General features: G+C 73.2%; 10 protein-coding genes. 5 read left to right on the plus strand and 5 right to left on the minus strand.

The window, feature by feature from the left end:
* Positions 1-112: 112 nt before the first annotated feature.
* The 4 genes from C6361_RS00585 to C6361_RS00600 all read left to right on the plus strand — a co-directional run bounded on the left by C6361_RS00585 (position 113) and on the right by C6361_RS00600 (position 3,705).
* Positions 113-850 (plus strand): GNAT family N-acetyltransferase, encoded by a 738-nt coding sequence (locus C6361_RS00585; protein ID WP_159079102.1) that lies wholly within the window; start codon positions 113-115, stop codon positions 848-850.
* A gap of 319 nt (positions 851-1,169) precedes the next feature.
* The gene (locus C6361_RS00590; RefSeq protein ID WP_107266381.1) at positions 1,170-1,967 is read left to right on the plus strand and encodes a copper resistance CopC family protein; all 798 of its coding nucleotides are present in this window, start codon (positions 1,170-1,172) and stop codon (positions 1,965-1,967) included.
* Positions 1,968-2,010: 43 nt separating this feature from the next.
* Positions 2,011-2,385 carry a hypothetical protein gene (locus C6361_RS00595; RefSeq protein WP_107266382.1) on the plus strand — a complete coding sequence of 125 codons (375 nt, stop codon included), beginning with the start codon at positions 2,011-2,013 and terminating at the stop codon, positions 2,383-2,385.
* Positions 2,386-2,391: 6 nt separating this feature from the next.
* Complete coding sequence (locus tag C6361_RS00600) at positions 2,392-3,705, plus strand: hypothetical protein (RefSeq protein WP_107266383.1); 1,314 nt, start codon at positions 2,392-2,394, stop codon at positions 3,703-3,705.
* A 63-nt stretch (positions 3,706-3,768) separates the two neighbouring features.
* Here C6361_RS00600 and C6361_RS00605 read toward each other — a convergent pair whose 3' ends face one another.
* Together C6361_RS00605 and C6361_RS00610 are read right to left on the minus strand one after the other, a co-directional pair.
* On the minus strand, positions 3,769-4,698 hold the full coding sequence (locus C6361_RS00605) for a diacylglycerol kinase family protein (protein ID WP_107259829.1): 930 nt from the start codon (positions 4,696-4,698) through the stop codon (positions 3,769-3,771).
* A 73-nt stretch (positions 4,699-4,771) separates the two neighbouring features.
* Positions 4,772-5,866, minus strand: a complete 1,095-nt coding sequence (locus tag C6361_RS00610; protein ID WP_107266384.1) for a PIN domain-containing protein — start codon at positions 5,864-5,866, stop codon at positions 4,772-4,774.
* A gap of 137 nt (positions 5,867-6,003) precedes the next feature.
* On the opposite strand from C6361_RS00610, the gene C6361_RS00615 reads away from it, so the two are divergent.
* Positions 6,004-7,068, plus strand: a complete 1,065-nt coding sequence (locus C6361_RS00615) for a serine hydrolase (RefSeq protein WP_107259825.1) — start codon at positions 6,004-6,006, stop codon at positions 7,066-7,068.
* Positions 7,069-7,146: 78 nt separating this feature from the next.
* Here the strand turns inward: C6361_RS00615 and C6361_RS00620 are convergent, their stop codons facing one another.
* The 3 genes from C6361_RS00620 to C6361_RS00630 all read right to left on the minus strand — a co-directional run bounded on the left by C6361_RS00620 (position 7,147) and on the right by C6361_RS00630 (position 11,257).
* Positions 7,147-8,133 (minus strand): NAD(P)-dependent alcohol dehydrogenase, encoded by a 987-nt coding sequence (locus C6361_RS00620; protein ID WP_107266385.1) that lies wholly within the window; start codon positions 8,131-8,133, stop codon positions 7,147-7,149.
* 204 nt (positions 8,134-8,337) lie between these two features.
* The gene (locus C6361_RS00625; RefSeq protein WP_199853187.1) at positions 8,338-9,033 is read right to left on the minus strand and encodes a TetR/AcrR family transcriptional regulator C-terminal domain-containing protein; all 696 of its coding nucleotides are present in this window, start codon (positions 9,031-9,033) and stop codon (positions 8,338-8,340) included.
* A gap of 94 nt (positions 9,034-9,127) precedes the next feature.
* Positions 9,128-11,257 carry an alpha-glucuronidase gene (locus C6361_RS00630; RefSeq protein WP_234359230.1) on the minus strand — a complete coding sequence of 710 codons (2,130 nt, stop codon included), beginning with the start codon at positions 11,255-11,257 and terminating at the stop codon, positions 9,128-9,130.
* Between the last annotated feature and the right edge of the window lie 18 nt (positions 11,258-11,275).

An 11,275-nucleotide genomic window follows, 5' to 3' on the forward strand; every position in this document is an offset into this window, starting at 1 on the left:
GGTGAGGACCGGACCGGGACGGCGCGAAACTTATTGTCATATCTTGATGCTTCGATGGCAAGAAGCGCCGCCGCCTCGGCCGGGCGGGCGAGGCATTGCTAGGCTGCCCCGGATGATCGGACCGGACGCCTACGTCGAGAACGCCGCCGCGATGTGGAGCGCGGTCGCGCTCCACACGCGTCGAGACCAGAGCTGCTTCCGCGCGGAGCTGCCCCGGGCGACCCGCCTGATCCTGCGCGCGCCGCTCTCCACCGAGGGCGTGTCGGGACTGCTCGACTCCGTGCCGCCGGCCAAGAGTGCGGTAGTGGAGGACGTCTTCGGTGGCGGTGCCGCCGAGCCGGCCGACCCGGCGGTGCGGGTCCTGCGCATGCCGGTGATGGTGCGCCCGGCGGGGACGGTCGGGACCACTTCGGACGGTGACGTCCGGATCGTGTGCGTCTCCGATCCGGCGGAGCTGGCCGTGGCGGAGCGGACCATGGTGGAGGGCTTTCCGCTGCCGGCGTTCCTGCCGTGGCGCAGCGGAGAGGCGCTTCCCGCCGCTGTGCTGACGGTGCCCGGCTGGAGTGTCCGACTGGCGTACCGGCGGGGCGAGCCGGCCGCCGCCACCTACACCTACGACGACGGCCGGGTGGTGGGCCTGTACTGGCTCGTCACGTCGCCCTCGCACCGCTCGGCGGGGCTGGGGCGGGCGCTGCTGACCCAGGCGATCGCGGCGCACCCGGACCGGCCGTTCACCCTGGTGGCCACCGACGCCGGGCGGCCGCTGTACGAGTCGCTCGGGTTCCGTACCGTGGCGACGACCGGTTGGTACCTGCGGGCACCCGTCCCGGCACCCGACCCGCACCGGTAGCCGCTGGTCCGGTCAGCCCCGGGATCCCCGGTCGAACCTGCCCGGCACGGCGTGCGCGGTGTCGGTGACGACCCCGCCTCCAGAAGCTGTTCGAGCCGGCGGAGGTTCGCGGCCATCTCCTCGCCGGGTGGCTTCCCGGCGAGCTTCAGCACCGCGTGACCCAGGTCGCCCAGCGGCGTGCTCAGCACCTCGCGGAGCCGAGCGGGTGCGGGTAACCGATGAATGAGCCGAAGTTTTGTCCGGGCGTCCGAAAGTCTGTTCAGATTGAACGAAAGCGGTTAGCCTCGCGGAAGGTTTCTACCGAGAGCCGAGGTACGCGATGGGTCGTGCGGCACCGCGTCTGCTCGCTGCCGTCCTGCTCGGCCTGCTCACCGTCCCGCTGGGAGCCGTGGCGTCCCGCCCGGCGTACGCGCACGGGCAGCTCGCCGTCTCCACCCCGGCCGACGGCGCCACCCTGAGCGCGCCCGTCGAGTCGGTGTCGCTGGCCTTCACCGAGCAACCCGCGCCGTTCGCGTACTTCACCGTGACGGCGCCGAACGGCAGCCGGGTCGACCGGCGCTGGTCGACCGGCGCCCCGATCCGGCTGGACGAGCCGGTACGCGAGTACCAGTTGGTCAACGGTGCCTGGGAGCCCCGGCTCTTCCACGTCGGGTTCACGGTGCGGGTGCCGGTCGCGTACTGGCCGGAGCAGGGCCGGTACGTGGTGCGGTACCAGACGGTCGCCTCCGACGGCGAGGAGGTCGAGGGCGAGGTCCGGTTCACCTACACCGGCGCCAATACGTCCGCTCCGGCGGGTTGGCAGGCCCCGACCGACCAGCCCAGCCCGGAACTGGTCGCGGCGGCCGGACACGGCCGCCCCACCGCCCCGGCCCCGGTACCCCCGTCGGCACCGCCGTCGGCGTCGGCCGCACCCGCGGCGGCGCCGGAGCGCGGGCCGGGTGTGTCGGTCTGGCTGGTCCCGGCCGTGCTGGTGGTCGGCGCCGTCGTGCTGATCGCCGGGGTCGCCCGCCGCCCGGCCGGTCCGGGCAGCGCGTCCCGCTCACGTGCCCCGACCGGCGGGCCGACCCGCCGCCGGGCCGGTCCCGCCCCGACCCCGAACCGCCGCAAGCGTCGCTAGGCGTGCGTCCCCCGAACCGCCACCGACCGTCCTGGAGACCCCCATGCCGCCCCACCCCCGGCGACACCGGTCGACGCATGCCGCCGTCGCGCTGCTCGCCCTGCTCCTGATCGGACCGACCGCCTGCGGTGACGGCGAGCCGGCCGCCACCGGCACCGTCGAGACCGTCACGGTGACCATCGCCGGAGGTAGCGTCTCACCCGCACCGGGCCGGATCGAGGTGACCCGGGGCCAGACCGTCCGGATCACCACGACCAGCGACGTCGCGGACATGGTGCACGTGCACGGGTACGACAGGTCGGTGACCCTGCGACCCGGGGTCGCCGGCACCGTCGAGTTCGTGGCCGACCAGGACGGGCTCTTCGAGGTGGAGACCCACGGCCAGGACCTGCAACTGTTCCAGCTCGTCGTCAGGTAGCCGGCCGTGTGGCTCGCACACGGCGTCGGCGGGCGCCAGGACCTGCCCATCCCGTTCGGCCTCGCCCTGACCGGCGCGCTGGTCGCCCTGCTGGTCTCGTTCGTGGCGCTGGGCGCGCTCTGGCGGGAGCCCCGGCTGGGCGACGACGCCGGGTCGGCACTACCGCTGCCCGCACCGGTCCAGCGGGTGCTGGCCAGCCCCGCCTGGCCGTGGCTGTGCCGACTGCTCGGGCTGGTCGTCGCGGCGTACCTCGGGCTGGGTTTCGCCGGCCCGGACACGGCCGACAACCCGACCGCCGGGGTGGTGTACGTCCTGTTCTGGGTCGGCCTGCTGCCGCTCTCGCTGCTGTTCGGCCCGGTCTGGCGGAGCCTGAACCCGCTGCGGACCCTGCACCTGCTGGCCTGCCTGGCGCTGCGCCGGGACCCGGTACGCGGGCTGCGTGACCTCCCGTCCGGACTCGGCTACTGGCCGGCGGCGGCCGGGCTGTTCGCCTTCGTCTGGCTGGAACTGGTGGCCCCGCACCGGGTGAGCCTGCCGGTCATCGGCGGCTGGCTCGCCGGGTACGCCGTCGCGATGTTCGCCGGGGCGGTGGTCTACGGTTCCCGGTGGTTCGACCGGGGCGACGCGTTCGAGGTCTACAGTGCGCTCGTCGGCCGGCTGGCGGTGCTGGCCCGGCGCCCCGACGGGACGCTGGTCCGGCGGCACCCGTTCGACGGGATCGCCGGGCTGCGACCGGCTCCCGGCCTGGTGGCCTTCGTGGTGGTACTCCTCGGTTCCACCATGTACGACAGCCTCTCCAACGCGCCGTTCTGGGTCCGGCTCCTCCAGGCGGGCGTGGCGCCGCCACCGCTGGTCGGTACGGCCGGGCTCGCCGTGGTGGTGGCGCTGGTCCTCGCCGCCTATCTGGCGGCGACCGGGCTGGCCGCCCGGCTCGGCGGCCGGTCGGTGCGGGACTGCGCCGGGGAGCTGGCCCACTCGATCGTGCCGATCGCCGTCGGCTATCTGGTCGCCCACTACTTCACGCTCTTCGTGCTGGAGGGGCAGCGCACCCTCGCCCTGCTCAGCGATCCGCTCGGAATCGGAGCGGACTGGCTGGGCACCGGGTCGTGGGCGGTACGAGGCTTCGGCACCTCGCCGGCCAGTACGGCGGTACTCCAGGTGACTGTGATCGTTCTCGGTCACGTCTTTGGCACGGTACTCGCGCACGACCGGGCGCTACGGCTCTTCGACCGGCGTACGGCGCTCGTCGGTCAACTGCCGCTGCTGGTGCTGATGGTGCTCTACACGACGGCCGGGCTGCTGCTCCTCTTCGCCGCCTGAGCAACGGCGTCCCGGCCCGGGCACCCGCCCCGGCACCGGAGGGGGAGCGAGGACGCCGGATCGTCAGCGGTCGGGGGCGTCGGCGGGGGCCATCACCCGCAGCGCGTTGGCGGCGAGCCCGATCCGGACCGGGGTGCGGCCGCGTACCTCGCCGTCGACCTCGACCGGGACCGGGCGGTCGGTGCGGAGCAGGATCTCACCGGCGGTCAGGAAGGGCTCGTCGTCGAGGGTGCGGCGATGACCGGTCGCCGCGTTGCGCGCCGTCGCGCCCAACAGGTCGCGGCGGGTCGGTCCCCCCACCGGGTACGCGACCAGCAGCCGGTCGTCGGCGTTCGCGTCCGCGGTGATCGGCCGGCCGGCGTGGAAGCCGCCGTTGGCCACGAAGAGCTGGTGGGTCAGGTACTCCCGGGACCGCCCGTCGGCCTGCACGGTGATCCGCATCGGACGGTGTCCGGTGAGCAGCGCCAGGGCCGTCGCCGGGTACGCCAGCCGGCCGACCACCCGCTTGAGCCGGGCCGGTACCCGGGCCATCACGTCGGCGGAGAGTCCGACGCCGACGTGGTTGGCGAACGGCATCCCGTCGGCGGTCCCGAGGTCGACGTCGATCACCTTGCCGTCGGCCAGCGTCGCGACGGCCGCGTCCAGGTCGAGCGGGATGCCGACGGTCCGGGCGAAGTTGTTGGTGGTGCCGAGCGGCAGCAGCCCGAGCGCGATGTCGCGGTGCGCGAGCAGCCGGGCGGCGGCCCCGATCGTGCCGTCCCCGCCGCCAACGGCCAGCAGGTCCGGACCCAGCCCGGCGGCGGTGGCCAGGCTGGTTTCGAGCTCACCCGGCCGGTCCGCCGGATAGGTGCCGAGCAGGGTGAAGCCGGCCGCGACCAGCCGGGTCCGGGCCTCCTCGTAGAGCCGGCGGCCCCGGCGGGAGCGGGCGTTGACCACCAGCGCCGCCCGGCGCTCCCGCCGGATGGCGGCGTCCAGCTCCTGCTTCGACCGCATGCGCCAAGACCCTATCGCCCGCCGCCGCGCCGGTCCCCGGCGGTGCGGGACCGGCGGGTCGCAGGCCGCGGGGTCACCCGGGGCGGGCGGTCAGCAGGTAGTCGTCGGTCTCCGGGCTCCACCGCAGCTCGACCGCGCCGCTGGTGGCGGCCGCCTTGCAGAACTGGAGGAAGCTGCGGTAGCCGAGCTTCTTCTCGCTGAAGTCGGGCCGGGCGCGGCGGAGCTGGTTCTTCAGCCCGGAGAGCGCCACCGAGCCGTCCGCGCCGGCGAGGTCGAGGAGCACGGTACGCAGCAGCCCGAACGCCACCTCCCGGTCGCCGTGCTCGGGCAGGGACACCCCCGGGTCGCCCTTGGCCGGGCCCTCGGTCAGCTCGACCACGTTGTGCTCGGCGAGGTGCCGGAGCAGCTCCCCGAAGGCCCGGAACCCGTAGTCGGACTCGCTGAAGGTCGGGTCCTTGCGCAGCAGGGTGCGCTTGAGCGTGGAGGCGGTCACCTCCCCGCTGGAGCTGCCCTGCAACCCCGCCACGGTCTGCGCGACCACCTCGGCGAGGGTGTCGACGTCGCGTACCGGCTCCTCGGTGCCCTGTGCGGGCTCGGGTACCGGCTCCGCCTGCTGGTCCGGACCGGCCTGCGGCGCCTCCGGGCCGGTCGGCCGGGTCGGTCGGCCCCGCCGGGGACGGGTCGAGGGGATGTCCACCCCCTCCAGCCGGTCGTAGTAGAGGAACTCGTCACAGGCGGGCGGCAGCAGTGCCGAGGTGGACTTCTCCACGCCGACGCCGATCACCCGCTTGTTGAGTTCGCGCAGCTTGTGCACCAGCGGGGTGAAGTCGCTGTCGCCGGTGCAGATCACGAAGGTGGAGATGTATCCGCGTTCGAAGGCGAGTTCGACGGCGTCGACCGCCATCTTGATGTCGGCGGCGTTCTTGCGGCTCGCCCCCATCCGCTGCGGGATCTCGATCAGCTCCACGTGTGACCGGGTGAGCATCCGGCGGTCCTCGTCGAAGTACGACCAGTCCGCGTACGCCCGGCGGACCACCACCCGGCCGCGCTCGGCCAGCGCGTCGGCGATCGGGCGGAAGTCGAAGGCCTGGCCCCCGAGATGGTCCCGCGCGCCGAGCGCGAGGTTCTCGTAGTCGAGGAAGAGGGCGATCCGGTCTTCTTGATCCACGTCGTTCAGCCTACGCCGGGTGGGGCGCCGCAGGCGGTGGCCCGGCCCGGCGGGTCCGACCTGCTCCGGGTTGTTGCCCGATATCGCCGGTCGGTACGCTCGCCGCGACAATTGTCGATGACCACGGGGGAGGAACAGTGCCGGAGCATGTCAGTCGCCGGGCGGCGATCGGGATGGGAGCGGCGGCGGCCGCGCTGGTGGCGACCGGACGGCCCGCTGCCGCCGCGCCGGCCACCACGGTGGCGGTCGGGCGGGCACCCGTCTCCGGGCCGGGCGTACCGGGCGGCCCGCTGGGCGTGACCGGCACCGCGCAGGCGTCGATCCGGCAGGCGTACGACACGCAGAAGGCCCGGGCCGGTGGGGTGTGGCACTCGCACATCGCGATGGTGAACGCCGCCGGCACCCTGGAGACCGTGGTGGCGGACGACGCCGACCGGGTGACCCACGGCTACAGCGTGCAGAAGCTCGCGGTCGCGGTGGCGGTGATGGACAAGATCGACCGTGGTCAGCTCCGGCTCGACCAGAAGCTCGACCTGACCGCCGACATCATCCTCGGCGGCACCGGCATCTACTTCCTGCACACCGTCTGGGGCGACGACATCACGGTCGCCAACTTCCTCACCGCGATGCTGCTGGTCTCGGACAACACGGCCGTCCGGATGTGCGGCCGGGTGGTGCCGGCGTTGGAGATCAACGAGATCCTCGCCAGCAAGGGCTTCACGCACACCCGGGTCGAGCCGGTCGCCAACCCGAACCGGTTCTTCCTCGGCGTCACCACGCCCCGGGAGACCCACGACCTGCTGTGGCGACTGGCCAACAAGACCATCGTGACGCCGAGGTCCGCCGACTTCCTGCTCGGCATCCTGCGCTGGATCAACGGCTACCACGACGGGGTCCGCCGGAACATGTCCTCGGCCGAGCGCAGCCGGGTGGCCACCAAGTACGGCGCGGACTACGACGAGTTGGGTGCGGCCCGACACGAGGCCGGCATCATGTTCGACGCGGCGGGCGCGCCGACGCTGACGTACGCGATGTTCGCCGACTCCCTCGGCGACCTGGACAACTACGGCGCGACGCACCCGGCGGTGCAGGCGCACGCGGTGCTCGGCCGGACCATGTTCGACGCGATCGCGACGGTCACCAACCGGACGGCGAAGGCCCGGCACACGGTCGACCCGTTCCGTCCGGTCAGCGGCGGCTGACCGGCGCCGATTCCCGGACCGTCGGCCGGGGCGAGCGGATTCCGGCTCGCTCCGGCCGACGGGTCGCCGGGTGGGCGCTCAGAACGTCACCACCACCTTTCCCTGGCTGTGTCCCTCCTCCTGATAGCGGACCGCCTCGCGGATCTCGGCGAACGGATAGCGCCGGTCGACGACCGGGGTGACCCTGCCCTCCTCGATGAGCCCGGTCAGCAGCCGCAGGCACCGCTTCTTGTCGGGGCAGCGGACGGTGTCGGCGAGCGTGATCCGCTGGGACACCAGCGGGCTCGCCGCGAGCGCCGCGAAGACCCGGCCGACGGGCTGTAGCCAGCGACCGGCCGGGCCGCCGACGACGACGAGGGTGCCGTCGCGGGTCAGCGCCCGCCGGTACGCCGCGACGGAGCGGCTCCCCACGTTGTCCAGCAGCAGGTCGTAGCGGCGTCCGCGCCGGGTGAAGTCCTCGGTGGTGTAGTCGACGACCTCGTCCGCGCCGAGGGACCGGACCAGTTCGACGTTCCGGCCGCTGCACACGCCGGTGACGGTGGCGCCGAACGCGCGGGCGAGTTGCACGGCGAAGGTGCCTACCCCGCCCGAGGCGCCGTTGACGAGTACCTGCTGGCCGGGCTGGATCCGGCCCGCGTCGCGGAGTGCCACCAGGGCGGTGACGGCGGCCATCGGCACCGCTGCCGCCTGCTCGTACGTCAGGTTCGCCGGCTTCGGGGCCAGCAGGTCCTCGCGGACGCAGACGTACTCGCCGAAGCCGCCCTCCGGCAGCAGGGCGTAGACGTCGTCGCCGGGGCGGAACTCGGTGACGTTGCCGCCGACCGCCTCGACCTGGCCGGCCATGTCGCAGCCGGGGATGCCGATCGCCGGGGTGCGCAGTCGGGGGCCGTCCGGCATCAGGCGGGCGACCAGCGGCTCGCCGCGGATGTGGTGCCAGTCGTACGGGTTGACGGAGGTGGCCCGGACCCGGACCAGCACCTCGTCGTCGCCGGGGGTGGGGCGCTGGACCTCGGTGAGTTCCAGTGCATCGGGTGGGCCGTACGAACGCAGGACTGCCGCCTTCATCGTCGTCTCCTCGGCTCGGCTCGGCTCGGTTCGGGCTCGGCTGGATCGCGTGGGCGAGCGGTGTCCCGCGTGGAACCACCGACACCCTTACGTTGTAAGTCTTACGTCGTAAGGTACTCGTACGACGTAAGGTTGTCGAGGGTCGAGCGTCGATGGAATCTCGCGTTGCTGGTCGGCACCGTCCAGCCGGGACGGCGGGTGGGCTCAGGCGCGCTCGCGGAGCCGGTCCAGGCCGTCCAGGATCAGGTCGAGTCCGAACTCGAACTCGGCCTGGTCGTCGCACCAGCCCAGCGTCGAGTCGGGATCGTCGTGCGCGATCTCGGAGAGCATCCCGACCAGGTGCGGAAGCTGCTCGGCCAGCTCGGCCAGCCCGGCCGCCGGGTCACCGTCGCCGCCGCCGTTCGGGTCGAAGAGTTCCTGGCTGAACCCCAACGCCCGGCTGCCCAGCGCGTGCATCGCGTGGTGCGCCAGATCGTAGGAGAAGCCGCCCTCGCGCAGCAGACCGAGCAGGGCGTCGTAGTAGTGCAGCACCGCCATGCTGGTGGTGGTACGCGTCTCGAAGACCCCGGGCGCCCACCAGTGCCGGAGCAGGACCTCGCGGGCGGCGAGGATGCGCTGGCGTACCGCCTTCTTCCAGCCCGCGCCCCCGGCCGGTACGTCGATCCGGTCGACGACCTCGTTGATCTCCGTCGCGATCACGTCCACGACGCCGTCGAGCACGTCTTCCTTGTTGGTCACGTGGTAGTAGAGCGACATCGCCTCGGCCCCGAGATGCTCCGCGAGGCGACGCATCGTCAGCGACTCGATGCCGCCCGAGTCGGCGATGCTGACCGCGGCCCGCAGCACCCGCTCGCGACTCAACGGGATCCGGGGCTCGACGCGCTCGGCTTGGCTGGCCACCTACCTCAACTCTCCTCCGGGACGACATCGTACAAGGCAGGTCGGGGCCCGGACGGCAGGTGGCTCGGCGGAGGCGGTCGCCCGGCCGGCGGCGTCAGTAGATCCGTCGGCCGTGCGCGTCCGGTACCCCCGACTTGCGGAGGAAGTAGGTGTTGACCTTGTCGCGCCACTCCTCGGCCGAGCGCAGCTGCTCGGCGAGCCGTTCCGTCACCCGGGCGTGCAACGCCGGGTCCACCAGCCCCGCCGTGCCGATCCGCTGCCACCGGCGCACCATCTCCACCACCTGCTCGACCCCGGCGAACCGGGTGTCGTAGACGTGCTGGATCACCGTCGACCCGGAGTGCAGCACATGCTGGTAGGGCACGTGGTGGAAGAAGAGCAGCAACTCGTCCGGGCAGGTCTCCAGGAACTCGTACCGGTCCGCCCAGGGCTGCGGGTACTGGCCGGTGAAGCCGGTCCCGGTGGCCCGGGTGCGGTCCACCCCGACGCCGTACCGGTCGGCGAAGTGGTAGGTGCCCCAGCGCGAGTACTCGTAACCGTCCACGTCGGGGCCGTAGTGGTCGCCCGGCGCGACCATGAAGCCCACCCCGAGCGGTGCCGTGTACCGCTCGTAGGTGCGCCACGAGTCGTCCAGCAGCGCGTGCAGCGTCCCGCGCAGCAGCTCGGGATCGCCGGTCGCCGACGGTGTGAAGGTCAGCTCGATCCACTCGTCGAGTACGGCCAGCGGGTCGAGGTCGGGGGCCCAGGCGAGCCGGCCGGCGACGTAGAGGTTGGCCTGGGCGAACGGGTGGCCGGTCCAGTACCGGTCGTCGCCCACGTTGGAGACGACCACCAGGCCGCCACCCGCCGACGCCCCGCCCTCACCGGCACCGTCACCCGCCGAGCCGGCGACCACCGAGGCGACCGTCGGCCCGCCCGGACCCCAGGGCGCGAACCGCAGCACCTCGCTCCAGCAGGGGCCGAGATAGCAGACGTGCCGCTGCTGCCCGGTGTACTCCTGGGTCGCCTGGAACTCCACCGCGAGCCGGGTGTTCGGCATCGCCGCCAGTACCGGGGAGACGGGCTCGCGCACCTGGAAGTCCATCGGACCGTGCTTCACCTGGAGGACCACGTTCTCCCGGAACCGGCCGTCCAGGGGCGTGAAGTGGTCGTACGCCGCCCGGGCCCGGTCGGTCGACCGGTCCCGCCAGTCCTGCCGGTGGTTGTAGACGAAGGCACGCCAGTGCACGGTCCCGCCGAACGGCGCCAGCGCGTCGGCGAGCATGTTCGCGCCGTCCGCGTGACTGCGCCCGTACCTGGCCGGGCCCGGCTGCCCCTCGGAGTCCGCCTTCACCATGAAGCCGCCGAAGTCGGGAATCCGCTCGTAGACCTGCGCGGCGGCCTTGCACCACCAGGCCCGCACGTCGTCGTCGAGCGGGTCGGCCGAGGGCAGCTCGCCGAGGACGAACGGCGCGGCGAAGTTGACCGACAGATGCACCCGGATCCCGTACGGGCGGACCAGGTCGGCGATCGCGGCGACGTCGTCGAGCCGGTCGGTCAGCAGCCGGGTCGCCGTACCGTGCACGTTGACGTTGTTGACCGTCAGCGCGTTCATGCCGCAGGCGGCGAGCAGCCGCGCGTAGTCGCGTACCCGATCCGGGTCCCGGCGCGGCGCACCGTCGCGCCAGAAGATCGACCCGCCCGCGTAGCCGCGCTCGACCTGCCCCATCACCGGATGCACGTCGACGTTGTCCCAGTGGCTGACCAGGCGCAGCCGCATCGCCGGCCGGTGCCGCCGGACCGCGATGTCGGCGCCGAACGCCGCCGCACCGAGCCGGACCACGTGGAACAGGCCGTGGAGCAGCCCGGCCGGCTCGTCGGCGAGCACCACCGAGACGCCGTCCCGGCGGGCCACCGCGAAACCCTCCGGTCCGAGCCCGTCCGGCTCCGATCCGGGGCCGATCTCGGCGGCGAGCGCCGCCGCGCCGGCCGGCAGCGGCCCGGCCGTGCCGAGCGCGAACACCAGGTCGTACGGCCCGTCGTGCTCGCCGGTGCGCTGCCTCTGCTCGGCCGGCAGGTGGGTGACCGTGCCGCCGAAGCGGGCGCAGGCCCCGGCCACCTCGTCGCGCACCGTGTCCACGAGCGCGCCGGCGCCAGAGACCAGCGTCCGCCGCGATCCGATCGCCCGGAACGCCTCCGCCGGCAACCAGGCCGGATGGGTGGCCGTGGGCTGACCGGTGCTCATCGGGTCCCTCCCGGGCAT

Source organism: Plantactinospora sp. BC1, from assembly GCF_003030345.1.
GTDB lineage: Bacteria > Actinomycetota > Actinomycetes > Mycobacteriales > Micromonosporaceae > Plantactinospora.